Origin of the sequence: Bombella intestini, assembly GCF_002003665.1 — a bacterium.
Classification (GTDB): domain Bacteria; phylum Pseudomonadota; class Alphaproteobacteria; order Acetobacterales; family Acetobacteraceae; genus Bombella; species Bombella intestini.
On the sequence record NZ_JATM01000001.1, the window covers coordinates 224,012 to 247,349 of the forward strand.

Sequence of the window (23,338 nt, forward strand, 5' to 3'; positions counted from 1 at the left end):
CTTCTATGGAATAATATTATAAATTTCTACCCTAATTGATAGAGTTATTGCGTAACCGGCTTTTTCTGATGCCATAAGCGAAATAGACACAGAACCCTAGAACCAACCAGACCAGTAGGCGGACCCATGTTAGACCGCTCATGGACCCCATAACGATGCCGCAGGAGATAATGCCCAGCAGGGGAACCACAAACGGCCCACCCGGTACACGGAAACTACGTGGTGCATCCGGGGCCCGGAGACGTAGAGCCGTAACGCCAGCCGAGACGATGACGAAGGCTAGTAGCGTTCCAATGGAGGTCATTTCTCCCAGAGTAGCGATGGGGACGCAGCCGGCCAGCAAAGCAGCAGCCACGGCGGTGACGATGTGTGCCGTCCATGGGGTGCGGGTACCCTCATGAAGGCGGGCAATGAAGGAGGGAAGCAACCCGTCTTCAGCCATGTTCATAGCAATGCGGCTTTGTCCGATGAGCAAACCAAACAGGACGGAGATAAAGCCAAACGTAATGCCGATTTTCACCAGAACCGCCATCCAAGGCATATTGATCTTGTCCATGGCTGTGGCAACGGGGCTGGGGTCATGGGCGAGGGTGTGATAGTCCACCACGCCAACAAGAATGGTGGAAAAGACGACATAGATAACGGCACAGGTCAGCAGGCTGCCCAGAATGCCAATCGGCATGTTACGCTGGGGATTTTTTGTGTCTTGCGCCGCTGTGGAGACAATATCAATACCGACGTAGGCAAAGAAGGCCATCCCGGCGGCACGCATGATCCCGCTGATACCAAACTGCCCGAATTCTCCCGTATTAGCAGGGATGAAGGGGTGGAAGTGGCTGGTATCAACAAAAGGCGTGCAGACGATGATCAAGCCGGCAATGACAAGAATCTTGATCAACACAACCAATGAGTTAAGACGAACGGAGAAGTTGGTCCCCCGCATCAGCATGAGGGTGATGATGAAGAGGAGGAGCATCCCCGGAGCATTGCACCATGCCTGCACTGTATGGCCATCTGGCATAGTGACGGTGGTTCCCGGTGGGTTGAGTAATCGTGGATCAATAATGATGTTCCATCCCTTGAGGAGGGAAGCGATATAACCTGAAGCGCTGGAAGCCACGGCAGCGGCCCCGACCGTATATTCAAGGATCAGGTCCCAGCCGATGATCCACGCTACAATCTCACCAAGTCCGGCATAAGCGTAGGCATAGGCCGAGCCACCGGCAGGCAGCATCCCGGCTAGCTCGGCATAGCAAAGCCCAGCAAAACTGGCCGCAATGGCTGCGATGAGGAAGGAGATAACCACTGCTGGCCCTGCATTTTGGCCAGCGGCAACACCCGTGAGGGAGAAAAGACCTGTCCCGACGGTAACACCAACGCCCATGGCGATGAGACGCCACGGGCCGAACACACGTTTCAGCCCGTTATTTTGGCTCTCTGGAGGGGGAACTTGTTTGGTTTGCCAGAAGGGCAAGGTCATTGAAGGACACTCTCGCATTTTTTAAACGTAATTAACGTGCAACGATAGACGCGCTTGGCTCTCGCGCCTATAGAAAGAAAAGAGTTTTTTTGCGGGGAGTATGGATGACAATGTCCAAAAGCACCAACCAGGCCGGTCTGCACTCTTTTTTTCATGCCGCTCTTAAAGAGCGTGATCATGAGGTCAGTGCAATTCTGAATGCCGAGCTTGAACGTCAGCAGGATGGCATCGAGCTGATCGCTTCTGAGAACATGGCGTCCTTCGCCGTAATGGAAGCTCAGGGTTCCGTCCTGACCAACAAATACGCCGAGGGTCTGCCGGGCCGCCGCTATTATGGTGGCTGCGTTGATGTGGACAAGGTCGAGAACCTTGCCATTGATCGTCTGAAGAAGCTTTTCGGTGCTGAATTCGTCAATGTTCAGCCGCATTCTGGTGCCAATGCCAATCAGGCAGCCTTTATGGCACTGGCAAAGCCGGGTGATACCATCCTTGGCATGAGCCTTGCCGCTGGTGGTCACCTGACCCATGGTGCAGCCCCGAACTATTCCGGTAAGTGGTTCAATGCTGTGCAGTACGGCGTGCGTGGTGAAGACGGTCTGCTCGACTATGAGGAGATGGAACGTCTGGCCCGTGAGCATAAGCCTCGCATCATCGTGGCTGGTAGCTCTGCCTATCCCCGCGTGATCGACTTCCCCCGTTTCCGCAAGATTGCTGATGAGGTCGGTGCTTACCTGATGGTGGACATGGCCCATTTCGCCGGGCTGGTGGCTGCCGGTATTTATCCGAGCCCGGTTCCTTATGCTGATATCACGACTTCCACGACACATAAGACGCTGCGTGGCCCCCGTGGTGGTATCATCATGACCAACGATGCGGATATTGCTAAGAAGATCAACTCCGCGGTGTTCCCTGGTCTTCAGGGTGGCCCATTGATGCACGTCATCGCTGGTAAGGCTGTAGCCTTTGGTGAGGCCCTGCAGGGTGAGTTCAAGGAGTATCAGCAGCGTGTGCAGGCCAATGCCCGTGCGCTGGCTGATGAGCTTCTGAAATGTGGGTTCGACATCGTGACGGGTGGTACGGATACTCATCTCGTGCTGGTGGACCTGCGCCCCAAGAAGGTGACCGGCAAGAAGGCCGAAGCCCTTATGGAGCGTGCTGGCATTACCGCTAACAAGAATGCTGTGCCGTTCGATCCTGAAAAGCCGTTCGTGACCTCCGGCGTGCGTCTGGGTAGCCCGGCTGCTACGGCCCGTGGCTTCGGTGAGGCAGAGTTCCGTCAGGTGGCTCGCATGATTGATGCCGTGTTGAGCGCTGATGAGAATGATGACGCTACTTTCGAGCGTATCCGCAAGGATGTGAAGGAGCTGTGCGCTCGCTTCCCGATCTATGATCGTGCCTCTGCCTGATTAAGGCTGAAGCAGAGGTGGCATGACGTAACAGTCATGCCACCCCGGAAAAGCTATTCCTATAGTGTTTCCGCTGTAATGATGCGGATACGGTATTGGATGTGCTTTTCGATATCTCGCAGGCGGGTCCGTTCATCTAGCGTAGCGAAGGTAACGGCCCGGCCCTGTTTTCCTGCACGGGCTGTTCGGCCGATGCGGTGAATGTAGAGTTCTGGCGTCTGTGGTAGGTCCATGTTCACGACCAGCTGGATATCATCAATATCCAAGCCCCGGGCGGCAATGTCCGTTGTCACGAGAATGGAATTAGCCTGCGTCTGATAACGCTCAAGCGTTTTCTTCCGGTCGCCCTGTGTTTGGCCACCGTGAAGAGCGATAGCTTTATACCCGGCTTTTCTTAGCAGCTTTGCAACAGAATCGGCTTTCTGCTTCGTTTTCGTGAAAATGATGACCCGGCCCGTTTTGGAGCCAGTCTGTATCTTTGACCGCTCTAGTACTGTCAGAAGGAGCGGTTCTTTCTGTGATTCTGTGATGAATAGGGCTTGCTGGCGGATGCGCCGTGGCGTGACTTCCTCTTCACCGGGTTCGACACGAACGGGGTCTTTCGTAACCCGTTTCGCTAACGCCATGACAGGCTCCGGCAAGGTGGCCGAACAGAAGATAGTCTGGGGGCGGTCAGCAATATAGGGCACAAGAGCTGTCATGCTGGCCGAAAATTCTTCATCAAGAAGGCGGTCTGCTTCATCCAGTACTAGATAGACGATATGTTCTAGCGACAGCTCGCCTTTTTCCACAAAATCTAGAAGCCGCCCATGCGTGGCAACGATGATGTCGGCTCCCTGCGCCAGAGAAAGGGCCTGCTGCTCACGAGGCACGCCACCGCAGATCACTCGTGTGCGGAGGGGAAGCTGGCGGCCAAGTTGACGGCAGACGCTAGCTGTCTGCATGGCGAGGTCCCGGGTAGGTTCTAGTATCAGAACTCGAGGAATAGAATCGGCTGTTTCTTCTTGTTTGAGGCTGGCCAGCTTCTGGAGAGCAGGGAGGACAAAGGCGGCAGTTTTTCCTGTGCCGGTCTGTCCGGGCAGAAGAACGTCACGGCCTGCCAGAAGGGGAGGGATACCTTGCTGCTGGATAGGCGTTGGCCTTGTCATGCCTGCTTTATGAGCAGCCTGAATAAGTAGGCCGGAAAGGCCAAGGTCCGTGAAATCTGTTTGTGTCATGAAGATCAGTCTTGCCAGAAGAAGGATGTTGGTGTGATGGACGGGACCATACCCGGAGGAGATTAGGAATGCACGCAGCCATCATAGCCGAAGATTTTGCCGGGATGAGGTCGCAGGGGCGAGGTTTGGCAGAGCGGGCGGGGTTTTCGTGGGCGTTTCATCCTGTTGTTATTAACAAGGAAAAATTGGTCTCACGTTTGCCCGTCCGTTTTTGGCCGCATGCTCTGGGTCTATTTGCCCCATTCAACCTTGCCCCTTCAACCCGTCTCATCATTAGTGTGGGGGGGAAAGGTGCTGTTGCCGGGGCAGCTTTGGGTAAACACTATGGATTGCCTGTAGTGCAGATACAGCATCCACGGGCAAAACTCTCTCCCTTTGCCCTTGTTGTGGCTAGTCAGCATGACCGCCTTGTAGGGCCGAATGTGCTGTCAGTCCGTACGGCCATGCATGACGCCACACCGGCCCGTTTGGATCAAGCTGTCGGGCAATGGCAAGAGTGCATCCGTGCAGGGGCGCAGCAGGTTCTTGGTGTGCTGATTGGCGGTTCGAATGGGCGTTATAGGTTGGAAGAAGCTGAAGCTGTTGCTTTATCGGATGAACTGGCTGCTTTCATGAGATTGACGAATGCCCGTTGTGTGTTGACACCTTCCCGGCGTACGTCCCGTCGGGCTTTAGCTGTTTTTCAAGAGCGTTTGGCGCCTCTGGGTGCTGTCGTGATGGAAGGGGACGGAGGAGAAAACCCCTATATGGGGGTATTGGCTTGTTCTGATGTGCTGGCAGTTACGCAGGATAGTGTTTCCATGATGTCAGAGGCGGTGGCGACGGAAAAGCCCGTATGTATTCTCCCTCTAAAGGGGCGGTCATCCCGGATAGAACGCTTCGTAACCATACTTGAAAAAGCGGGACGTGTTCAGTCTTCTTTAAGGAACATATCATTTATGCCCTGCGAAAGACTTGACGATACTACATTGGCGGCTGATGAAATACATCATCGTATCCAATTCAGTCAGGAAGGATAACCTTATGCTGGATATAGAGACATTTGGCCCGCAGGGGGGTAATGTCCTTTACAAGGCCCTGTCCCATCCTTTGGCTGTTGATGCGATGAAGGCACTTGAGCAGAGGCTTACGGGCAAGACGCTTGCTGTCTATGACCCGGATAATTATCTGCAGACAGTCCATGGATTATATCCGGCTATCCAGCCGGCTGTTATGCTGACCCATGATAGCGAGCAGGTCGGGCAGCCTGATGGATTGGGCGGTCAGAAAAGAGCCATCGTGCATCTGGCTGAGATCAAGGTGGATGCCGTACTGGCTCTTTCATTTGATGATGCCAGAATGAGGGCCCGTCTTGAGGGTGTTCTAGGGGGGAAGCCTCTTTACACGTTGGGCGAAGCAAAGCTACCGGATGACTTTTTGCCATATCAGCGGCCTTATCTGGATAAATGCAATTTTGCGACTAATTTTGCGTTCTTCCGGGAGACGGAGCATTTCAGCACAAGATTGGTTACGGCGAATTATTGGTCGAGTTACGGCGCAACAGAGATCCGCTATTGGCTTCGATTGTTTGATGGCTCTGGTCACATCATGGCGGAATGGTACCAAGAGGTGGAAGACCCCAATGGGGGCGTGATCATCGATAGTCGTAAGGTGAAGGAGGAGTTCGGTCTACCGCACTTTACGGGACAGCTTTTCATCCATGTGATCGGGGCGAAGGGGCATGATGTTGTAAAATATGCTCTGGATAGTTTTGGCCGGAATGGAGACCCCAGTCTCTCTGTGACGCATGATGCTAATGCGTGGCCTTCCATGCGTTTTGCAACATTGCCTGCACCGGATAAGGGGGAGACGGTGCTTCTCTGGGTGCAGAATAGCCACGGTACGGCCATTCCTGATGGGGCAATCACGCTGAACCCAATGGGGGAAGACCATCATCGGGCGGTGGAACAGGCTGTCGGACCGTATGAGACCGTTGCAGTTGATGTTGGGGCGTTATTTCCGACCCTACAGTGGCCGGCGCAGTTGGAGCTTCGTTCAGGGCGGCATCTGGTGCGGCCACGTTATGAAGTTGTGCAGAGGGGGCGGACCCGCATTGCACATATGAATGTAGAACGTGCCAATCTACTGCCTGACCCGGCTATTCGTAGCATGTCGCCGTTGCTAGGGCGTGGTTTTGTATTGCCTTTCCCGGTACCTGATCCGGCATCCTACACTAGTTTTGTACAACCCAATCCTATGTCCGAGGCACTTACGAGTATGCCGATGAGGCTTGATCTGTTTGATGAATCAGGACGGGAGTGTGGTAGTCATTTTCTAGGGAATTTGCCGCGTAATCATAGGGGAGCCATTGCATTGCATGAGCTTCTGGATCAACCGGGGCATGCGGAACTAGTGTATGATTTCCGAGACGGTGGAGATGGAGATGGTTGGCCCCATGCCTTGATGCGGTACCGGCATATCCAGACAGATCATGCCGCAGAGACAAGTTTTGGCGGGCATATCTTCAACACCATGATGACATGGCGAAATGAGCCGCAATCTTACGCTGGGCCACCGCCCGGTTTGACGACCAGGCTATTTCTGAAGTTGGGTCAGCGGCTTGATGGTGGGGTGTTGCGGAGTTTTTGTTACTTGATTTACCCCACGTCTTTGCGTGAGGGGCGTCAACCTTCACAGACATGTTTGTATCTTTATGGTGTCGATGGTCATGAGTTGGCGCAGAAGACCATTACCATTCAGCCTTCCGGCTCTTATCTGGTGAAGCCTGATGATCTGTTTGATTCGGAATTGTTACATCAGGCCGGAGAGGGTGGTTACGTTCTGATACGGGATTTGACCTGTCGTCTCTTTGGTTATCATGGGCTGGAGAATGGAGCAGGGGGCTTTTCTCTGGACCATATGTTTGGTTTTTGAAGGATAATGTTAAAATAATCTGTATGTTATCCTGTATCTCCTCTTGCCAGAGGTAAAGGGTAGGGGTATAAGACGGCCATCCAAAGAGATGGATGCGTAGCTCAGCGGTAGAGCACTGCCTTCACACGGCAGGGGTCACAGGTTCAATCCCTGTCGCATCCACCATGGATTTTCCTAAAAAATGGCTGAAAACTGCCGGTCGTACTGGGGACCACTTCTGCTCCTGTCATCCCTTATTTTCCCTTTTCGTCCCGTTTCTTGCCACGATTCTCCGTAGTTTCTTGCCCACCCATTTTGAGTGGTGGGCAACGGTTTTAGTGGTCGTTTTTCCCCCAGCAAGCCGCATTCTCTCGCAGGGCATAATCCAGATCAGCCGCCTGGATACGGACGTTCTTCAATTCTGGGTGGGCCACCATCTCTGCATAGGCACCCTGCTGCTGCTCTACTGTAGGCGTCCGCAGGTTGAGGCATTGCTGGCGGATGCGGATCTCGCTGCACCCACCTAGTAGGGCGATGCCACAGGCCAGAACCAGAGCGCATGGGATGAAAAGCCAGAGCGGACTTTCCTTCTTCATCACTGGTCCTCCTTTCCATCTCGCAGCTTGGCCAGCACTTCATCATCTGTCTGTGGCGCACTGGCAGCGGCCTCGTTCATGCGGGCCATGGTGGCATTCTGGGCATTGGCCTCAGTTACGTTCTGCCAGCCCACGAGCAGCGGGACGTTCATCGGAAACAGCTGCGGCAGTTCTATGACATGGAGGATAAGGCAGCTGGGAACCGACCCAATGGCATAGTGGAAGCAGGTAATTTCCATCCAGCCATTCAGAAATTGCTTGATAGTAAAACAGCTGCCGTCTTGCTGTCAGAACAACCCGAAAGAAGGACACCAATTTTATCATGAGCGTTATCCGGCAGTCTCTAAAAGACTTGCCCCAGCTGCTGAGAAATAAGGCCGTGCTGTACGAGAAAAAATAGTGCGTGGGTGGGCCTACCAGGAACCCACATATCGCCGAGTGACCCGCAAGGGCCACAGCTACGGCAGGTAGATTTATCACCGTGTCGCCACGCACTACGCTGCAAATGATAGGAAGCTCCATGGCGTTAAGCAAGATCACCGGAACCACAAATAAGATTTCAGGCGCATTGTCCCGGCTGCAGACGCTGGGAAAGGAACCGCAGGAGTTTCTGGCGGCTCTCGGTCTGGAGATGGTGGACCGTACCAGGCAGCGTATTGATGATGGTGTAATGCCAGAGGGCACTCCCTTTGCTCCCCTCAATCCGTTATATGCGTCTGGTAAGCCGTCTGGTGACCCGATCCTGAAGAGGAGTGGCAGCCTGCGCAACGAGCTGACCTCTACCATTCAGGGAAACAGTCTTGTCTGGGGTTCAAACCGCATATATGCGGCAGTGCATCAGTTCGGAGCGATCATTAAGCCGGTGAAAGCCCCCGCTCTTGTCTTCAGGATGGGCAGGGATCTGTTCAAACGACAGTCAGTCACCATCCCGGCCCGTCCTTATCTAGGGTTTAATCATGAAGACAGGCAGGCGGTAGTGGACACCTTGGAGACATTTTTCAGGCGGTGCATGGGCGGGTGACGCTATTCACATCCCCACACTGTTTTTTTAAACAGCAATTAAACAACGTTAAACAGGGTTGTGGGCGTTCTGTGGCCTATTGTGGGTGGATTGGTGCGGCCAGTATGGTAAGGCCCATGTGCAGGCAAATATGAGGGTTCCCATTTTTCAGCCCTTAAACCCTGTTCCGGGGTAAAGGTTTGAACCCTGAAAGAAATGCCCTGGCCCGGCCATCTTGGTGGCGTGAGTGAATTAGCCTACATGCCGCTGTCTGCTGGGTCATTCAAGGCCGCAGGCGGTAAGAAGACCTATCATGTAGTGAACCCAGATTCTGTCATAAAGGCATCTCTGGAATCCGGCAAAATCGTTCTGGATGAGAACCATAGCACTGATCTCAGTGCCCGAATTGGTCATCCGTCTCCAGCAGCGGGCTGGATCATGGAAATGGAAAGTCGGGCTGACGGAAGGTGGCCGGTGAGGAATGGAGTGATATCCCTGTTCATTGGCAATTCGGGTTCAATTCCTATGCTCCGGTGGATAGGGCTGTGCCTCATGCGATTCAGAATGGGCGTGTGTCGGCCATTGATGCGACAGAGGGTATGGTCATCAACCAGAAAGACAAGTCCATCCACAGAGAGGGCGGCATCACGCTCCCTAGTTTGCTTCCCAGCGAGAATACCTTCCAGAGAGGCTGCTTCATCACTAGCTACGATGCGGCGGCGCAGTTCGGCCCGGACGATGAGGTTTTTCTTGCGGGCATTAGCCTCGATGATACCGGCCAGACGTTCCTCATCGGCCATGCGGGCACCGGCTTTCTCCAGTGCTTCCCGTGGGGACAGGCCTTGTTTCATGTAGCGTCCGGCTTCTTTCTCCAGCCGCCCGAACATCTCATCAAGTTCTGCCTTGGACATTTCACGGCCAGCGGCTTTCTCTGCCTCGTTGTAGCAGGGGTTCTCATGGGTCATGGGGCTTTCCTTGTTAGGCAGGCAGCAGCGGAGGTAAGGGCATCTACATTGCCATCGGAGAAGGTTTTCTCACGTTGGACCTCTGCCAGTTCTTCAGGGCTTATCTGATCTCCTAGGGCGGCAAGCTGACGGTCTATCTGGTCGGAATAGGTTTGTGCTTCGATAATGGCTTGACTTTGGGAAGAGTGATTCCCATTATCCAGAATGTCGCTGTGACGGATACCGTCATCACGGCCATGCCCGTCAGCCTTTGGAGGCATGGGTCCGGTGGGTCCGGCATCTCTGCTGTGGGGATGCGGTGGGGTGTGGTCCCCACTAAGCAGCGATTTTCCTTCGATGTATTTTCTCTCAAACATTCCTGCCGTGGCAATGCGGTAATAACCATCCTCTTTCATGAGATGGAGGACAGCCACTTTGTGCAGGCTTTTTTCGTCGGTATTTCCCCCCCATATTGGCGATAACGTAAGAGCCGGTGGAGTTATTCCGTTTGGGACGGTCCTGCCTTATTTCTGTTGCGTTCCCTAGAACATGCCGAACAAAGTCATCAACACTGGTGAAACCAAGCGCTCTTATCTCGTTTCCATGTCTGGCTTCGATATGAAGTCTTCCATGACCCCCACCAATATCTATGCCTTCCTTGTTAAGCCTGACGGTATGCTTCCCATCGGCAATGATAGTTGGCCACGCTGGCGTATCTTTCATGCCAGCTGGCATATGCCAAATCATATCAGGATGATTCCCAGCCGCCGACAGATCAAGATGCTCAATGCCGCCAGTTGGGAGTGGGGAAACGTCCTGTCCTGTTTCCGGGCTGGGAGCGGCCTCTTTATGGGCAGATAGGCCTGCACGGCTCTGCGTTACTTCATGGTCTTCATACCCATGCAGGTTCCGCATGATGGCTTCGGCTGCACCCTGTTGCAGCTCATCGAGACGCTGATGCGCTGCCTGATAGGCTTCCTGCACAGTTTCCTGCCAGGAAGAAGCATCATGGCCTTTTCCTTTGCCATTCTCGATGAGACGTAGGGCGTGTTCTACGGCGTCATCTGAACTATCATGTTTCAGAATTGATTCGGCCAGATCGTATAGGCTGAGATTATCAATGTCAGAATCAAGATGTTTGGCATAAAGACCAAGACGCTGGCGGGCGATAGAATGAAGGAGCATCTGCTTTGTGCCGATGCGCTCCATATGGAATGCCCTGCCTTCATCCATCATGTCGGCATAGCGGTCCCATGTGGAATGACGATGGGACATCATCGCTTCTTCTATGGCGGCATCTGGATGAATACCAGAGAGGATGGCTTCAATAGCGTGTCTATGTTCTTCTGGTGTCAGTGATATGCCAGCGTTGTAAGAGGCTTCATCGGCATCATCAGCGGCAATCTCACGGTAGTGGTCATCTAATGCAGCGAAGTCACGTTCTTTTTCAAAAATCTGCCCATCGGGGAACACCTTCCGACCGTGGCTTTCTTCGACCATTGCATTTATCAGGTCGTTTATGTCGGCATCAGGCTTTAAGTAGCCATGCTGAATGGCTAGGCTTCGAGCATCATCCAGCGGCATACCCCCACGGCGTCTGATAAGCCCGATGCGCTGGCGATGGATGTCTTGTCCTCTTAGGTCTCCACCTTGGTCAATCACCCCGCCATAACGGTTAAGAAAAGTAAAAAGTGATGGAGGGTTTTTAGTTTTTTTGATCCTTACTGGTTCAGCAGATACGACATTATTTTGTGTATCGTTTGGCTTTTCATAAAGCGCAGACTCATCAAGCGTTTCAGCATGGCTTTTTTTGATGTCGGAGAGGTCCGAGGATATCCTATCACGCAGGGGAGGGTATTGTTGTGCCTCGGGCGCACCGTCTTCGTTTCCCTCAGAAGCAGAAGAATTTTCATCACTACCGGTACCGATGTCGGGCGTATCGCCATGCTCTGACATGGCACGGTCAAGGTCTTCTCTAGTCTTCTGTACTTCATGGATGTTTAGCAGGCTTTCGGCATTGCTAGGGCTGTCGCTAGCCATTGATGACATGCCATCAGCCAGAACCTGCCCCTTGGCATCGGTGCCTGCACGGTCCAGACGCTTCCCGAGCGCATAGCCAAGACCATGCAGAGAACCGCCCATGAAACCACCAAAGGCGATGTTCCCCAGAGCCTGCCCCATGCTCCAATCGTTATGTTCGTCACGATCAAGATAGAAATTAAGCGGTTCCAAAGCCGCCATGCCAGCAGCACCTTGACTAGCACCTTGGATCACACGACCAGGAAGATTGCTGGATAAAGCTGCCCCGACACGGCGATTTAGCCCTTCGGCACTGAGAAGACCATCAGCCACACTCTCTAGGCCAAAGCCCTCGGCACGGGCAGCGGCACGGCCTAAAACCATGGCGATGCGGCTTTCACCTAGGCCGGGAATAAAGGCCGCAGCATAATTTATGGGGTCCAGAAAGGAAGGAGCCGCACCGGCAACTGCTGTTAATGTGCGATTGATGACACCACCAGGACCGTTCCGAATGGTGTTCTGCCTGATGAGTTGCTGTTGTTTATCCTCATTGAGGGTCTGGGCAACCGAGGAAGAAATAGGCTTGTCGAAATTGAGAACATCCGTGATGCCATAGCGGGCATTGGCATCTTCTGGAGTTAGAATATCTCCTTCGCTTCCCTCATTCTTACGCTGTAGCCAGCTCCCAATGCGAATGGTGGGCATGTCATTGATGCCATCAACAATGGAAGCACCTAAAGACTGGTCAAAAGATGACTGAATGGTTGAGGCGTGTCAGTCGAACGCCAGATATAGGTCCGGTGAAGGTAACGTAAGAGGAGGAACTCGTTCAGAAGGTTCCTTTTCTGGTATAAACCTCTTTGAGTGCGCCTAGCAGGGAAGGAGTGAATGGGACCACTATCTTCCATAATCAAGGTGCATTTGTTCGCTGCCGTTCATCAACGACTGTCAAGATGTATACAATGTTATGGGAATTGATACAGCGTTTAGGGAACTTTTCGGCGGGACGTATTTTTTCGCAGGATTGGTCTCCTTCCTAGTGCTCTTCCATGCTTTGGTACATCGGAATGTGAGCATGATAATTCTCTCGTGGAAGAAATTATCCAATGGTTTTTGTAACCTCTATGTAAGTAGTAGATAGGAATTATTTATAAATCTATCGTAGAGTTAGTTTTTTCTCAGATAATATGAAAAAATCATTTGTTTTCAGATGGATATGTTTAAATTATTTTTTATTGATAATAATTATCATTATGATGAATTTTCAATATTTTTTAAATGTACATCCGGTAAGCAAAGTTTTGCCCGTTCCGTTACTTTGGAATTGAGGTAAAATACTTTGGAGTTATAAAAGATGACTGCTTCTTATGTTGCCTCTCGTGGGATTACTGTCCTGTCTGATCGTGAAATTAACATGGTCGCTGGGGGATGGGGTGATTTCGATGTGTTCAATTACAATGATGCCGTAGAAACATGCAAATTTGTGACTACTGGTATAGGCCAATTGGCAGGTGAAGCAGCCTTCCCTGAAGGTGGGAAGGTGGGTGCATTCATCGGTGGAGCGATCGGCAATTATGTTGGTAATAAATTTTGTGCTCCTGCTATAAATGCAGCAAGGAATTATTATCACGAACATAGATCTCATCATCATGACCATCATAATCATGATCACCACCATCACCATCATCGTTGATTCTATTGTGTTCCATTATGTGCGGCTCCTTGGTGGGGCCGCATTTCCTTGCGAGGGGGCCTCTAATGTCTCGATTAATAAGAAATTCGATGTTTTTAATAATATTTTTTACTTTATTGTTTGTGTGTGGGTATATAATAGAGCGTTTTGTTAGATATTTAAATCTTCCTCATTCAAATATAATAAATGCAGTGTCTGCAATGGTTGTTTCTCTATTTCTAATAAATTCACTAAATAAGTATTTTAATTTTTTAAATAAAAAATAATTATAATTATTTGTATCATACTTTTTCGGATTTCTGGATACCTATCAATTTGGATTTATTCTCTGATAATAGTGGCAAGCGTCAAGATAATATTTTGCGGGATCGGTCACTGATAGGACTGGTAATGGCGTAAAAGTTTCATTCAAACAGCCGCCATTAATGATGATATACGCTTCCTTGCCGGTGCTGAGAACGTAGGGGGCACGTTCTCCTGTGGACTATTGCGTCATTGCAGACTGGCTTGAAGGGAAGGTGCAGACCATATTTTGCTCCCGGATTTCGTAAAGCGTGGAGCCGATTGTTTGGTGAGCATGACGTAGGATCTGATGCGGAGCCCCCTTATAAAAGGAAGTGCTGAACATTGGAGCGCAGCAGCGGCCTTTACATGTTGCCAATTTTGTCTCGTTACAGAGGGTTTCCTGATATTGTGAGGCCGGAACGTAATTTTAAGTTTTCCATAGAACATTGAACTCTTCTTCCATCCCCCCCATGTTTAGATCTGTTTGAGGTGTCTATTAGGTGGACGGAGAGTGTGTATGCTGTATACGCATGTTGTTCTCGGAACGAACGATTTGGCTCGGGCCAAGGCGTTTTATGATGCCCTTTTTGAGGTTATCGGAGGGAAAGCCCTCGGTGAGCTAAAAGGTAAACTTCTTTACGAGAAGGATGGCCAGATGCTTATGATCGGTCATCCTATTGATGGTCATCCTGCTACCGTTTCTAATGGTTTCACTCTAGGCTTCTCGTTGCCGAGTGCTGAGGCTGTGGAAGCATGGCACAAAGTCGGGATTGAGCATGGCGGCCAAGCCATAGAGGACGCTCCAGGTGTGCGGACCGTTGGGGGCAGTAAGTATTTCTTGGCTTATCTGCGAGATCCAGATGGTAACAAACTCTGTGCCCGGCATGATATGTGAGAGTAGGATAAGTGCAGGGCTGGTAGAGTTGTTCTCTCTTTCGTAGGTAGGTGCCTGTGTGCTTCTACGTCCTGCTTGTGTAAAAGTGCTTTTCTGGTTTTTCAGTTTGTTCTGATTGTGGCCGGGAAAGGGAGGTGGTTATGTCTTTAACATCGATGATGGCACGTACGTTATTGCTGAGCGGCGTGGTCCTTGGGATTTGTAGTTCTTCTATGGGGTTTGCTGCTGCGCATGGTGTAGCGGCTTCCAAAGGAGAGCTGAAGCAGCTTACAGCTCCCTTTTCTGGCTCTGTAAGCCCGGCAGGGGCTGTAGAGAATAACAAGACGGGGAAAATCATCGGGGAAATCGACCGGGCCGGTGTTGTGTATGACAATACGGGGACAGTCGTAGGGTCGATTGATGCGAAGGGCGTGGTCCACAATGCGAAGGGCGTGGCCGTGGCGCAGGTTGCGCAGAGTAACCGCCTTGCTGGAGTGGCTTTCCTACTAGGGGAATAAGGCTTTATGTGCAGCTTCCGCCCTGTCTATTATAGGGCAGAGTGGGAGCGTGCCATTTGGGACAAAATGTCCGTGATGTCTTGTTGTAATTTTGAGAAATGACGGTTGGGTTGCAGCGTTTGCATATTTAGATAGCAGGCGCGATTGATCTCCACTTGTAGACTCTGCTGATTCTGATCCATACGTCCGTATCTGCCCGTTATGTAGCCACCTGAATAAGGTGTGTTGCGTTGAACGTGGTATCCCCTTTCGGTAAACAGCTGTTCGACTGTGTTGATCAGTTCACTGGAGCAGGTCTTTCCATGCCTGTTCCCTAGCACGATATCGCAGGGGCGTGACTGTGCCAGCGGTGGCATAGAATGAATATCCAGTAGAATGGAAGCCCCAAATTGTTCGTGCAGCGTTTTTTGCGTCTCCTCGAGGGCTGCGTGATACGGCTCCCAATATTGCGAAAGACGGCGTCCAGCTTCTTCCAAAGGCAGGCAGTAGCGGTAAATGCTCTTCCCGGGCGATGTGCAGCGTGGAATGACACCATATCCCGCACTGACCTTTGTACTGAGGATGAGGTCTTTTTCTAGCAAGGGAGGAGAAAACATGGTGGCGTCTAGTTCTCTCCAGTCCCGATTCACATCACAGAAGCTGCGGGGAAAAAGTGCCTGTACGAGGCTCCAGCCATTTTCGGGGGCGTATTGCAGAAGCTGATCGGTAAAACGATCTTCCATGCGTTCCAGCTCAGCCATAGGCAGAACCGTCATATCGAGGAAGTCCTGCGGATAATTACGCCCTGAATGAGGCGAGGACAGGAGGAGGGGTGTCCGGTTTCGGCATGAAGGGAGGTGTATTCCAACGGCGGAAGACGGGCGTGCAGTGCTAGTGCATGGATGTTTTTGAATTTTTTTCACAATAAGGGCTTGCCACAATTCATAGGCTGAGGTAAATACCATTTCACACCAGACGGGGGCGCATAGCTCAGCGGTAGAGCACTACCTTGACATGGTAGGGGTCACAGGTTCAATCCCTGTTGCGCCCACCACCCCTCTGGTGATTATCTCCTTGAAAAATAAGATATTTTCTTCCAGATTGGAAGGTATGATCAGGGAAATTCGTGCTTCCTATTTTCCCTTTTCGTCCCGTTTCTTCCTACGATTTTCCGTAGTTTCTTGCCCAATTCTTGCCCACCCATTTTGAGGGGTGAGATAGGGTTTTCAGGGAACGCTTTCCCCCCAGCAGGCCGCATTTTCCCGCAGGGCATAATCCAGATCAGCCGCCTGGATACGGACGTTCTTCAGCTCAGGATGGGCCACCATCTCTGCATAGGCACCCTGTTGCTGCTCTACTGTAGGAGTCCGCAGGTTGAGGCATTGCTGGCGGATGCGGACCTCACTGCACCCACCTAGTAGGGCGATGCCACAGGCCAGCACTAGAGCGCAGGGGATGTATAGCCAGAGCGGGCTTTCCTGCTTCATCACTGGCCCTCCTTTCCATCTCGCAGTTTGGCCAGCACTTCATCATCTGTCTGTGGCGCACTGGCTGAGGCCTCGTTCATGCGGGCCATGGTGGCGTTCTGGGCATTGGCCTCAGTTACGTTTTGCTGTTCAGATAGAACACGGGCGGCGTTTCGTCCGGCCCGGTACAGAACCCAGCCAAACAGGGTGAGGGCGGCGATTGTCGCCACCCCCAAACCAGCATAGACATACATCACGCTGCAGAACTGACCTGCGCTGCATTCAGCACAGGTTTCTTCTCCTTCAGAGCAGCCAGCACATCATGGATGCCCCCTTCCACTTCGGATAGCCCACCCTCAACACGGCTGATGCCAGCAAAGAGGGCAGGGGTATCAAAACGGTCAGCTAGAAGAGAGGCCGCTTCATCGGAGATGCCGCCGAGAATGGTGGACGCCAGATGCAGGCGTGTTTTGGTTTTCACGCTCTCGCTGTCGCCCATTGCTCCCTCAATGAGGGAGAACAGACCGTCAATGACGGAAGAGGCAGTATTGGTGTCAGTGTCAGACATGGTGATTTCCTTTTCTAGGAGGGATGAAAGAGCCGGGTTTAGTCAACCTGGTTTGCTGGGTTCCTTCCCGGCTGTGGCGTTCTTTTCCAGAACTTCGACAACCGGAGGGATGGCAGCGGAGGCCACAGTGCGAGCCGTGCTGTTGTCAGGTAGGAGAAGGGGGACGGCGGCGATGAGTAGGGTGGAGGCGAGATTGGCATCAATCCCGCCCGTTACAGCACCGGCCAGACCTGCAATAATCAGAGAAAGACCCTGCAACGTCGTTGGCTGCCTAAGCCAGTGCAGAGGCTTCATGCTGCCGCCTCCTGAACACCAGCCACCTTATCGACCAGCTGGCCATAGGGATTTTTCCCATTTTCCATGAGGATGATGGCCCGCATCAGTCCCGCCATAAGCTGTGGCGTAAAAGGACCGAGCTTCTGGTCTGGTGTGACACCGAGGGCATGGGACACGCCTTCAATATAACTGGCCGTATCGTTCTCAGTTGGGGGTGCCCATTTGCTGATGATGCCCTTCACCGTATCAATGCCATCACGCTGATTGTAGCGTAGTAGCTGGCCTCTCAGGGCCATCAGTCCAGCTTCTGGTGTAGCGAACACGGCAAAGCGTGGATGAACGCCTTTTTCGAGATGCGCCCCGGCCTGTCCGACATAGTTCAGATTGCCCGGATTGTTGTTGCGGATACCCCGTACTTCCATGGGTTTTACCCTCCGATGTGGAAAATTTTCAGGATGATGGCAATGATTGATCCGCCCGCACCGGCTCCACCGGCGATGAACATGGAGCGCCATGAATTGCCCTGACGGACCTGAGAAAGGATCTGTTCGAGTGTCTGCTGTTGGGCTGCTTGCCTGTCCTTGATGACGGCAATGTCCATTTCAGCCGCCCGAATATCCTGTTTAATCTCCAGCCCCTCGGCACGGGTCAGGTACTGATCGCTCATGGATTTTTCACTCCAGCCCCGTAAGCATCCACCCATGCACTGCCATTGAAGAAAACGGGCTGACCCGTTCTGGCACAGTCCGTGCAGAAGAAAGCCGTGCCAACTGGGGCAGAAAGGGGCAGGGCGGAATAGGGAAGGGCTTTCAGGCTTACCCCACCAGATGCCCCAAAGGTCATAATGCCCTGAGCTGATGGAGGAAGCTGTCCTCCATCAAAAATCCCATGCTGGGCAGGAGGAACGGTAATGCTATCGGCGAGAGCTGTGCCGCCCATTAGGGATGCAAGAAGTGCGAGTGTGAAGCGCATGATCTGTCCGTTTCCATCATCAGGACGGACAGATCATCATGCGTTTGTAATTTTGGTGTGTCTTTATGGAATGATATTGAAAAGGCGGCGTATGTAATCTATAGTTTACACATGTTGGAGATCAAGCAGACATCATCGTTCCGGGACTGGCTGGCAAAACTGAAGGACCAGCGGGCTATAGCGAAGATCGAGGCTCGCCTCACACTCATGCAGGCCGGTTCATTCGGGGATGTAAAACCGTGCGGCGGCGGTGTCTCTGAAAGCCGGATTCATTATGGACCTGGGTATCGTCTCTACTTCGTACAGAAGGGGAGTGTGTTGGTGATCATGCTGGGTGGCGGGACGAAACGGACACAATCCAATGATATTCAGCAGGCAAAGGCCATTGCCGTGCAGTTGGAGGGGCAGTTATGAGCAACAAAATAGAACTCACTACATTTGATGCTGTCGAAGCTGCAAAAGACCCCGCCGTGCAGATCGAACTGCTCAACATGGCGTGGGAAGATGGAAACAGCGAAGCCATCACACATGCGCTTTCTGTCATTGCAAAGGCCCGTGGTATGTCAGCTACTGCTGAGGAAGCAGGCATTACCCGCCCTGCGCTCTATAAGGCTCTCTCTGAAAAGGGTAATCCGAGCCTTTCCAGCCTGCTTGGCATCATGCGCGCGTTGGGCGTGAAGGCTGACTTTCATCTGGCGTAGGAATGGGCATATGCTAAGGTTCCGCTTCCTACGCTAGGGCGTGGACCACTCTTCCAGTCTAGTCCTGTTTCCTCAAACTGGGGAAGAAGAGGGTATGCCCAGATTTGGACAGACCCTCAGAATAGTCAGGCCGCGTCCCCCGCTGCCCGTCTGATTTCAGAGGCAAAATCGCTGTATTCTTCGCTTTGATGTGTGATAAGCAGGCGTACGAGACCAGCCAAAGGAACACCGGCGTTTTCTCTGTCTGGGATGCTGTCTTCCACGACAGAGAGTGCGGATAGTAGGTTGTCCCAATTTTGCTGCACATAGCGACAGGTGGAAAGAAGTCGCTCAAGACGATCCTCTGGTGTGGAGGCTGTAAAAGCGTTGGTCTTGCTCATGCCTTGCTCTCCTTCTTTCTAGAAGACTTGACGTTCTCATTGGTCGGGAATGGGGGAAGGATGGTCTTCAGTCGTGACAAGCCCTTCTGCGTGATGACCGGCTGAGCTACGCCCTCGATCTCGCCTGAGTTATGATGAATCTGCACGTTCTTGACCGATAGATACCCGGCCTTGATCTTGTCAGAATAGGCGCATTTCCGTCCCGTAATCGGGCTGGCATACAGCCATTTCAGTTCCATGAGCCTCTGGATGAAGCGTCGTTCCGGCCATCCACACTGCTTGGCGCTGTCCCGCAGGTTGTGCTCGCCAGACAGGTTGGCCAGTTCATCAAAGGCGAGAGCCTTGGGCATGGCGGTTTCCAATTCTGCCTTCTGCCGGTCAACCGTGGCTTGCAGAACGGCCATTGCCCGCATGGCAAGCTGCTCCGGCGTTTCCTCCGGGGTTGCCATCATGTAACCGCCGGTCTTGCGGATGGCGGGGATGACCTCCGAGGTTAGCCACTTTTTGAACCGCTTCGCCTCCGGTTTGCGGCTTGTAAGGACGAGAGACCACAAGCCGGACTCATTGATGATGGTATAGGTCTGCGCTCCGTTTCCAGCCCGACTATCGGTATTACCGACAGTCATCTTTTCATCGTCATCCAGCCGTTTTGCAGCATCTGGCGCATTACGGATATCCAACACATTGCATACGTCTGTTAGAACCCAATGGGGCGCATCGCCCTGTTTTATGACGCGGACAGATTTTCCTTCAAAAGAGAAGGGGATTAGGTTAGTATCAGTCATAGAGTGTTCCTTTCGAGGTTCATTGTTCAGAGGCGTTGGGATTGGCTTTGTGGCTTTCCAACGCCTTTTTTTGTTAACTGGTTACGATGCTGCATGTGCTGCGGTCTTTTGCTCGTAGGTTTCTCGCAAAATAACATTCAGTTCCGCGGTGAATGTCCGCCTAGCATCAAACGCCCGCTTTCTAATCCACTCGTGGATATCGGCATCAATACGTGTGCTGGTAGGACGGGATGATTGGTCTTTCATATCGCAATCCTTTTTATTTCTCTGCACATCATGTGCAATACATTATTCGCACATGAGATTCTTGGCGGTCAATAGAAAATTGCAATTATTTTTCTGTGCTTGTATGTGTTGAAGACAACAAGATAGTTGGAGTAGCCAGATGGCGGTTGAGCGCAAAAAAAAGAAGATCCCCAAGACAGAGTCTCTAACCATCAGGCTCGATCCCAAAATGAGGTTTGCTTTGGAGTTTGTTGCGCGCATTAGAGAGCAAACAATTACGAAGGTAATTGAAAGAGCCATCGTTGACCGCGCGGATAATGAGAAAATCAGCAAAGCTTCAGAAGTAGATTGGAACGCGCCAAGTCTCACATGGAAAGATTATTGGGACGTAAACGAGGGTATTCGGGCAATAAATTTAGCCCGAGACGATGATACCCATCCAAATTTTGACGAAGAAGAAATGTGGGATTTTGTAAAAAACCACGCTGCTTACTTTTATGAGGATACAAATCTTTCACGCCCCCAAAGGGCTAATTTTGATGTTCTCTGGCCTAGAATATCTGAACTGTTGGCCCTTTGGGACGAAACAAAGGCTACAGACCGAAAAAAAGTCATAGCAATTATGAATGAAGCTTTGATAAAAGCTGGTTTGAGCGTACCGCCCGATAGCTTAGATGATGACCTAGATGAAGAAATCCCCTTCTAGGAGCCTTTCATGAAACACCTACTACTCACCGCCGCCGTGCTGGGGCTGGCGGAGGAAGAAACAACAGATTAGCTTTAATTCCCCAACTCCACATCAACACTGATGCTCGTTATGGTCGCAGGCAACGGCTGGTCTGTTTGGAGGATGAATCTGCCCTTCTGTGTCCAGTTTGGCGTGGTTATCCGCATGGTCAGGCCGGAGATGAGCGTAGGGCCGGTGTCTTTCTTTTGGTAGGGATTGGGAGCTGATGGGCCAGCAGCGGCCCCCTGATTGTCCAGATCATGGAATGTCTGGCCCTCATTGGTGGAAACACTTAAGCTAGACGTGTTGTAGAGCGAGGCATAAACCTTGCTGATGCGCTTGCGTCGGGCAAACTGCGGTGGGTTCCCTAGATCCAACGGGAGGGTGACGGCCCGTGCATGGATGGGCAGTCCTACCGTAACCACGCTACCGGAACGGGGCAGGGCGAGGGTGCCATCATTACCCACCATCAGCCCCGTGAAACCTCGGCCATCAATGCAGGCCGACACGCTGGCACCCGCCAGATGTCCTAGCCCTGAGACGGTGCTGGTCGGCTTTCCTTCATAGCGTAGGCCACAGTCCACGAACCATGAGCGGGTAATGTCATCATTCTCTGCCCCCAGCTGGCGGGACTGGATGCGCTCTATCGTGTAGCTCTGTCGCCCTGCAATGGTGCGCTTAACCACGACATAGGGCGTATCTTCAATGGCCCCGTATCCATTCTCCTCTGGCACGACTGCAACCGACTGGAAGGCCCCGCCCTCCGTCTTGTGCTGGTGCCAGGCCATGACGTTTTGCTCTTTTAAATATGTCATGCTGAGCATGGCGCCATCCGATCGAACAGCCCAGATTAGGTTGAAAGGGAATTGAGCAAAGGACCAGTCTGATATCGTGTAGCCATAGAAGAGATGGTCAGCCAGGACGGAGAGGTCATTGCCCTGATAGATCTGTGCGTACCAGTCATATTGCAGGTCACGGATATGGCTTCCCTTGTTTTCGATGAACAGCACGTCAGTATTGATGGGCAGCGGCTGGACATCTGAGCTGCCAACGAACATCTGCGGTATGGCGGTGAAATTGCTTGGTGTTATGGGAGTGCCAGTTTGGCCGCCGGAGATCTTCCAGATGCCCGTTCCGGTAAAAGCCAGAAGGTCCGCCATCGGCACTAGATGCTTGATGGTGTTGACCTGCTGGCTGGCAATGGTAGCCGTTATGGCATCATCGGAGACGACCGGCGTGTGAATGTCGAAATTGGTATAGTTAGCCGAGCGGCTCATCCATACCGTCTGGGGATAGGCGAGAGACCCGGCAAAGACCCGCCTTTGCTGGAAATAGGTGACGGAAACCGGGTTGTTATTGCCATCAAAGGGGTTGCGATGGGCGGGCGGCCCGTTCTCGGTATCAGGAGCGTAATTCACATCGTCAAAGCTGAGGGACGTGGTGTTGCCGATCAGCCCCCACTGGCCTGCAAATCTACGATAGACGTTGTAATAATCAGCCCCAGACACGGCAGGCCATGAGAGCGTGTTATAGTTCCCGTAGTTCGTGTAGTAGCCGATATTGTAATTCGTCACGAACCGCCCGACCTCGACCGGGACCTGGGACGTGACTGTGCTTGTCTTGCCAGTCAAAGGGTCTGTGATCGTCTGTGTCTGGGTAGTCATCTCCGTCTGGGATGGGGCCAGCGTGGCGTTGCTCTCCGTGTTCTTCTCATTGGAGACGGATGTGACGGCATATTCATACGTCACCTTTGATACGCCCGGTGTCGTTCCCGTATTGGCGGCGTTTCCTTCCACAGCAGAGGCCGCAAGTGAAGAAGGGGCATCAATGCCAGAGCTGTATGAGATGACATCAAGCGTCCAGTCAACTTCCCCACGGCGGGATAGGTTCATGGCGGGATAGCTGGAATGGGTCAGGGTCATCACGTCAGCAGACTGGGCATGGCGCAACCAGAAGGCATCCGCAATGCTGTAAGGCGTGGCAAGCTCGTAGGGGCTGCCATCAGCATTGGCAAGATAAGCCCCGTTGCTGATGAAGCGGAGATAGTGGTCGCCAAACTCCAGCACATATGACTGACTGTTGTTGTAGATGAAAGCGATAAGTTTCGGTGGCGGACCAGAAGAATTGGCCTTTGACGTGCCGATATACTGTGTACCAGGGCGGTTTGAGATACCGCCCTGCACATGCACGAAAAAGTTGGTCAGTTCAGCAGCACCGGAGTGCCATTTCTCCATGTCGGACCGATAGCCAATCAGGGGAGCCATGATGCCCCCGCTGAAAGAGCTGTACCATGTCAGCCCGACATTAGGGCCAGAAGGAGCCTGAGCCATAACGG

At 52.3% G+C, this 23,338-nt stretch carries 29 protein-coding genes, 2 tRNA genes and 1 pseudogene; 13 read left to right on the forward strand and 19 right to left on the reverse strand.

Going from position 1 to position 23,338, the window contains the following annotated elements:
- Positions 1–31 precede the first annotated feature (31 nt).
- A complete protein-coding gene (locus AL01_RS00995; protein WP_077395409.1) occupies positions 32–1,480 on the reverse strand; it encodes an APC family permease in 1,449 nt (482 codons plus the stop codon).
- Positions 1,481–1,590: 110 nt separating this feature from the next.
- On the opposite strand from AL01_RS00995, the gene glyA reads away from it, so the two are divergent.
- Positions 1,591–2,886 carry a serine hydroxymethyltransferase gene (gene glyA, locus AL01_RS01000; protein WP_077395410.1) on the forward strand — a complete coding sequence of 432 codons (1,296 nt, stop codon included), beginning with the start codon at positions 1,591–1,593 and terminating at the stop codon, positions 2,884–2,886.
- A gap of 59 nt (positions 2,887–2,945) precedes the next feature.
- Here the strand turns inward: glyA and AL01_RS01005 are convergent, their stop codons facing one another.
- Positions 2,946–4,103 carry a DEAD/DEAH box helicase gene (locus AL01_RS01005; protein WP_077395411.1) on the reverse strand — a complete coding sequence of 386 codons (1,158 nt, stop codon included), beginning with the start codon at positions 4,101–4,103 and terminating at the stop codon, positions 2,946–2,948.
- A gap of 68 nt (positions 4,104–4,171) precedes the next feature.
- Between AL01_RS01005 and AL01_RS01010 the strand changes: the two genes are divergently transcribed.
- From AL01_RS01010 to AL01_RS01020, 3 genes are all read left to right on the forward strand, one after another.
- Entirely contained in the window at positions 4,172–5,122 is a 951-nt protein-coding gene (locus AL01_RS01010; RefSeq protein ID WP_077395412.1) for a mitochondrial fission ELM1 family protein, read from the forward strand.
- Between the two features lie 4 nt (positions 5,123–5,126).
- Positions 5,127–7,016, forward strand: coding sequence for a hypothetical protein (locus tag AL01_RS01015; RefSeq protein WP_077395413.1), 1,890 nt, complete (start codon positions 5,127–5,129; stop codon positions 7,014–7,016).
- Positions 7,017–7,106: 90 nt separating this feature from the next.
- Positions 7,107–7,181: transfer RNA gene (locus tag AL01_RS01020), tRNA-Val, on the forward strand.
- Between the two features lie 149 nt (positions 7,182–7,330).
- Here AL01_RS01020 and AL01_RS01025 read toward each other — a convergent pair.
- Positions 7,331–7,591, reverse strand: coding sequence for a hypothetical protein (locus tag AL01_RS01025; RefSeq protein WP_077395414.1), 261 nt, complete (start codon positions 7,589–7,591; stop codon positions 7,331–7,333).
- On the reverse strand, positions 7,591–7,830 hold the full coding sequence (locus AL01_RS01030; protein WP_077395415.1) for a hypothetical protein: 240 nt from the start codon (positions 7,828–7,830) through the stop codon (positions 7,591–7,593). Before AL01_RS01030 ends, AL01_RS01025 begins: the two co-directional genes overlap by 1 nt.
- Positions 7,831–8,072: 242 nt before the next feature.
- On the opposite strand from AL01_RS01030, the gene AL01_RS01035 reads away from it, so the two are divergent.
- Positions 8,073–8,612, forward strand: coding sequence for a phage virion morphogenesis protein (locus AL01_RS01035; RefSeq protein WP_077395416.1), 540 nt, complete (start codon positions 8,073–8,075; stop codon positions 8,610–8,612).
- Positions 8,613–8,852: 240 nt separating this feature from the next.
- Positions 8,853–8,999: pseudogene (locus tag AL01_RS09520) on the forward strand (hypothetical protein); the annotation flags it as partial.
- Between the two features lie 2 nt (positions 9,000–9,001).
- Here AL01_RS09520 and AL01_RS09460 read toward each other — a convergent pair.
- The 3 genes from AL01_RS09460 to AL01_RS01050 form a co-directional block, all read right to left on the reverse strand.
- Complete coding sequence (locus AL01_RS09460) at positions 9,002–9,556, reverse strand: hypothetical protein (RefSeq protein ID WP_077395417.1); 555 nt, start codon at positions 9,554–9,556, stop codon at positions 9,002–9,004.
- Entirely contained in the window at positions 9,553–9,816 is a 264-nt protein-coding gene (locus AL01_RS01045; RefSeq protein WP_077395418.1) for a hypothetical protein, read from the reverse strand. Before AL01_RS01045 ends, AL01_RS09460 begins: the two co-directional genes overlap by 4 nt.
- A gap of 88 nt (positions 9,817–9,904) precedes the next feature.
- Positions 9,905–12,259, reverse strand: coding sequence for a hypothetical protein (locus AL01_RS01050; RefSeq protein WP_077395419.1), 2,355 nt, complete (start codon positions 12,257–12,259; stop codon positions 9,905–9,907).
- A gap of 649 nt (positions 12,260–12,908) precedes the next feature.
- Here AL01_RS01050 and AL01_RS01055 point away from each other — a divergent pair.
- From AL01_RS01055 to AL01_RS01065, 3 genes are all read left to right on the forward strand, one after another.
- Positions 12,909–13,247, forward strand: coding sequence for a hypothetical protein (locus AL01_RS01055; RefSeq protein ID WP_077395420.1), 339 nt, complete (start codon positions 12,909–12,911; stop codon positions 13,245–13,247).
- Between the two features lie 805 nt (positions 13,248–14,052).
- A complete protein-coding gene (locus AL01_RS01060; RefSeq protein WP_077395852.1) occupies positions 14,053–14,427 on the forward strand; it encodes a VOC family protein in 375 nt (124 codons plus the stop codon).
- Between the two features lie 140 nt (positions 14,428–14,567).
- On the forward strand, positions 14,568–14,924 hold the full coding sequence (locus AL01_RS01065) for a hypothetical protein (protein WP_143280630.1): 357 nt from the start codon (positions 14,568–14,570) through the stop codon (positions 14,922–14,924).
- Between the two features lie 29 nt (positions 14,925–14,953).
- Here the strand turns inward: AL01_RS01065 and AL01_RS01070 are convergent, their stop codons facing one another.
- Positions 14,954–15,868 (reverse strand): N-formylglutamate amidohydrolase, encoded by a 915-nt coding sequence (locus AL01_RS01070; RefSeq protein ID WP_077395422.1) that lies wholly within the window; start codon positions 15,866–15,868, stop codon positions 14,954–14,956.
- Positions 15,869–15,882: 14 nt separating this feature from the next.
- On the opposite strand from AL01_RS01070, the gene AL01_RS01075 reads away from it, so the two are divergent.
- Positions 15,883–15,957, forward strand: a tRNA-Val gene (locus AL01_RS01075).
- A 172-nt stretch (positions 15,958–16,129) separates the two neighbouring features.
- On the opposite strand, the gene AL01_RS01080 is transcribed toward AL01_RS01075, so the two are convergent.
- From AL01_RS01080 to AL01_RS01110, 7 genes are read right to left on the reverse strand one after another with little or no spacing between them, the layout of a single operon-like run.
- Positions 16,130–16,390, reverse strand: coding sequence for a hypothetical protein (locus tag AL01_RS01080; protein ID WP_077395423.1), 261 nt, complete (start codon positions 16,388–16,390; stop codon positions 16,130–16,132).
- On the reverse strand, positions 16,390–16,626 hold the full coding sequence (locus AL01_RS01085; protein WP_143280631.1) for a hypothetical protein: 237 nt from the start codon (positions 16,624–16,626) through the stop codon (positions 16,390–16,392). Before AL01_RS01085 ends, AL01_RS01080 begins: the two co-directional genes overlap by 1 nt.
- Entirely contained in the window at positions 16,623–16,937 is a 315-nt protein-coding gene (locus AL01_RS01090) for a hypothetical protein (protein WP_077395425.1), read from the reverse strand. Before AL01_RS01090 ends, AL01_RS01085 begins: the two co-directional genes overlap by 4 nt.
- 42 nt (positions 16,938–16,979) lie before the next feature.
- Complete coding sequence (locus tag AL01_RS01095) at positions 16,980–17,231, reverse strand: hypothetical protein (RefSeq protein ID WP_077395426.1); 252 nt, start codon at positions 17,229–17,231, stop codon at positions 16,980–16,982.
- Positions 17,228–17,635: a structural protein P5 gene (locus AL01_RS01100; protein ID WP_077395427.1), complete on the reverse strand. Its 408-nt coding sequence runs from the start codon at positions 17,633–17,635 to the stop codon at positions 17,228–17,230. The genes AL01_RS01095 and AL01_RS01100 overlap by 4 nt, the downstream gene beginning before the upstream one ends.
- A gap of 5 nt (positions 17,636–17,640) precedes the next feature.
- Positions 17,641–17,880 carry a hypothetical protein gene (locus AL01_RS01105; RefSeq protein ID WP_077395428.1) on the reverse strand — a complete coding sequence of 80 codons (240 nt, stop codon included), beginning with the start codon at positions 17,878–17,880 and terminating at the stop codon, positions 17,641–17,643.
- The gene (locus AL01_RS01110) at positions 17,877–18,185 is read right to left on the reverse strand and encodes a hypothetical protein (protein WP_077395429.1); all 309 of its coding nucleotides are present in this window, start codon (positions 18,183–18,185) and stop codon (positions 17,877–17,879) included. Before AL01_RS01110 ends, AL01_RS01105 begins: the two co-directional genes overlap by 4 nt.
- Positions 18,186–18,242: 57 nt before the next feature.
- Here AL01_RS01110 and AL01_RS01115 point away from each other — a divergent pair, with 57 nt between their 5' ends.
- Together AL01_RS01115 and AL01_RS01120 are read left to right on the forward strand one after the other, a co-directional pair.
- Entirely contained in the window at positions 18,243–18,599 is a 357-nt protein-coding gene (locus tag AL01_RS01115; protein ID WP_338024784.1) for a type II toxin-antitoxin system RelE/ParE family toxin, read from the forward strand.
- Positions 18,596–18,886, forward strand: a complete 291-nt coding sequence (locus AL01_RS01120) for an addiction module antidote protein (RefSeq protein WP_077395431.1) — start codon at positions 18,596–18,598, stop codon at positions 18,884–18,886. The genes AL01_RS01115 and AL01_RS01120 overlap by 4 nt, the downstream gene beginning before the upstream one ends.
- A gap of 125 nt (positions 18,887–19,011) precedes the next feature.
- On the opposite strand, the gene AL01_RS01125 is transcribed toward AL01_RS01120, so the two are convergent.
- The 3 genes from AL01_RS01125 to AL01_RS09355 form a co-directional block, all read right to left on the reverse strand.
- On the reverse strand, positions 19,012–19,266 hold the full coding sequence (locus AL01_RS01125; RefSeq protein WP_077395432.1) for a hypothetical protein: 255 nt from the start codon (positions 19,264–19,266) through the stop codon (positions 19,012–19,014).
- Complete coding sequence (locus tag AL01_RS01130) at positions 19,263–20,051, reverse strand: phage antirepressor KilAC domain-containing protein (protein ID WP_077395433.1); 789 nt, start codon at positions 20,049–20,051, stop codon at positions 19,263–19,265. The genes AL01_RS01125 and AL01_RS01130 overlap by 4 nt, the downstream gene beginning before the upstream one ends.
- 81 nt (positions 20,052–20,132) lie before the next feature.
- Positions 20,133–20,297 carry a hypothetical protein gene (locus AL01_RS09355; protein WP_158075907.1) on the reverse strand — a complete coding sequence of 55 codons (165 nt, stop codon included), beginning with the start codon at positions 20,295–20,297 and terminating at the stop codon, positions 20,133–20,135.
- Between the two features lie 139 nt (positions 20,298–20,436).
- Here AL01_RS09355 and AL01_RS01135 point away from each other — a divergent pair, with 139 nt between their 5' ends.
- Positions 20,437–20,982, forward strand: a complete 546-nt coding sequence (locus AL01_RS01135; protein WP_077395434.1) for a hypothetical protein — start codon at positions 20,437–20,439, stop codon at positions 20,980–20,982.
- A 74-nt stretch (positions 20,983–21,056) separates the two neighbouring features.
- Here the strand turns inward: AL01_RS01135 and AL01_RS01140 are convergent, their stop codons facing one another.
- Entirely contained in the window at positions 21,057–23,333 is a 2,277-nt protein-coding gene (locus AL01_RS01140) for a hypothetical protein (protein WP_077395435.1), read from the reverse strand.
- Between the last annotated feature and the right edge of the window lie 5 nt (positions 23,334–23,338).

Excerpts from the sequence above, each read along its gene's own strand:
- AL01_RS00995 (WP_077395409.1), bottom strand. The coding sequence starts at position 1,480 with ATGACCTTGCCCTTCTGGCAAACCAAACAAGTTCCCCCTCCAGAGAGC.
- glyA (WP_077395410.1), top strand. The coding sequence starts at position 1,591 with ATGTCCAAAAGCACCAACCAGGCCGGTCTGCACTCTTTTTTTCATGCC.
- AL01_RS01005 (WP_077395411.1), bottom strand. The coding sequence starts at position 4,103 with ATGACACAAACAGATTTCACGGACCTTGGCCTTTCCGGCCTACTTATT.
- AL01_RS01010 (WP_077395412.1), top strand. The coding sequence starts at position 4,172 with ATGCACGCAGCCATCATAGCCGAAGATTTTGCCGGGATGAGGTCGCAG.
- AL01_RS01015 (WP_077395413.1), top strand. The coding sequence starts at position 5,127 with ATGCTGGATATAGAGACATTTGGCCCGCAGGGGGGTAATGTCCTTTAC.
- AL01_RS01025 (WP_077395414.1), bottom strand. The coding sequence starts at position 7,591 with ATGAAGAAGGAAAGTCCGCTCTGGCTTTTCATCCCATGCGCTCTGGTT.
- AL01_RS01030 (WP_077395415.1), bottom strand. The coding sequence starts at position 7,830 with ATGGAAATTACCTGCTTCCACTATGCCATTGGGTCGGTTCCCAGCTGC.
- AL01_RS09460 (WP_077395417.1), bottom strand. The coding sequence starts at position 9,556 with ATGACCCATGAGAACCCCTGCTACAACGAGGCAGAGAAAGCCGCTGGC.
- AL01_RS01045 (WP_077395418.1), bottom strand. The coding sequence starts at position 9,816 with ATGCCTCCAAAGGCTGACGGGCATGGCCGTGATGACGGTATCCGTCAC.
- AL01_RS01050 (WP_077395419.1), bottom strand. The coding sequence starts at position 12,259 with ATGCCCACCATTCGCATTGGGAGCTGGCTACAGCGTAAGAATGAGGGA.
- AL01_RS01055 (WP_077395420.1), top strand. The coding sequence starts at position 12,909 with ATGACTGCTTCTTATGTTGCCTCTCGTGGGATTACTGTCCTGTCTGAT.
- AL01_RS01065 (WP_143280630.1), top strand. The coding sequence starts at position 14,568 with ATGTCTTTAACATCGATGATGGCACGTACGTTATTGCTGAGCGGCGTG.
- AL01_RS01070 (WP_077395422.1), bottom strand. The coding sequence starts at position 15,868 with ATGGTATTTACCTCAGCCTATGAATTGTGGCAAGCCCTTATTGTGAAA.
- AL01_RS01080 (WP_077395423.1), bottom strand. The coding sequence starts at position 16,390 with ATGAAGCAGGAAAGCCCGCTCTGGCTATACATCCCCTGCGCTCTAGTG.
- AL01_RS01090 (WP_077395425.1), bottom strand. The coding sequence starts at position 16,937 with ATGTCTGACACTGACACCAATACTGCCTCTTCCGTCATTGACGGTCTG.
- AL01_RS01095 (WP_077395426.1), bottom strand. The coding sequence starts at position 17,231 with ATGAAGCCTCTGCACTGGCTTAGGCAGCCAACGACGTTGCAGGGTCTT.
- AL01_RS01100 (WP_077395427.1), bottom strand. The coding sequence starts at position 17,635 with ATGGAAGTACGGGGTATCCGCAACAACAATCCGGGCAATCTGAACTAT.
- AL01_RS01105 (WP_077395428.1), bottom strand. The coding sequence starts at position 17,880 with ATGAGCGATCAGTACCTGACCCGTGCCGAGGGGCTGGAGATTAAACAG.
- AL01_RS01110 (WP_077395429.1), bottom strand. The coding sequence starts at position 18,185 with ATGCGCTTCACACTCGCACTTCTTGCATCCCTAATGGGCGGCACAGCT.
- AL01_RS01120 (WP_077395431.1), top strand. The coding sequence starts at position 18,596 with ATGAGCAACAAAATAGAACTCACTACATTTGATGCTGTCGAAGCTGCA.
- AL01_RS01125 (WP_077395432.1), bottom strand. The coding sequence starts at position 19,266 with ATGAGCAAGACCAACGCTTTTACAGCCTCCACACCAGAGGATCGTCTT.
- AL01_RS01130 (WP_077395433.1), bottom strand. The coding sequence starts at position 20,051 with ATGACTGATACTAACCTAATCCCCTTCTCTTTTGAAGGAAAATCTGTC.
- AL01_RS09355 (WP_158075907.1), bottom strand. The coding sequence starts at position 20,297 with ATGAAAGACCAATCATCCCGTCCTACCAGCACACGTATTGATGCCGAT.
- AL01_RS01135 (WP_077395434.1), top strand. The coding sequence starts at position 20,437 with ATGGCGGTTGAGCGCAAAAAAAAGAAGATCCCCAAGACAGAGTCTCTA.
- AL01_RS01140 (WP_077395435.1), bottom strand. The coding sequence starts at position 23,333 with ATGGCTCAGGCTCCTTCTGGCCCTAATGTCGGGCTGACATGGTACAGC.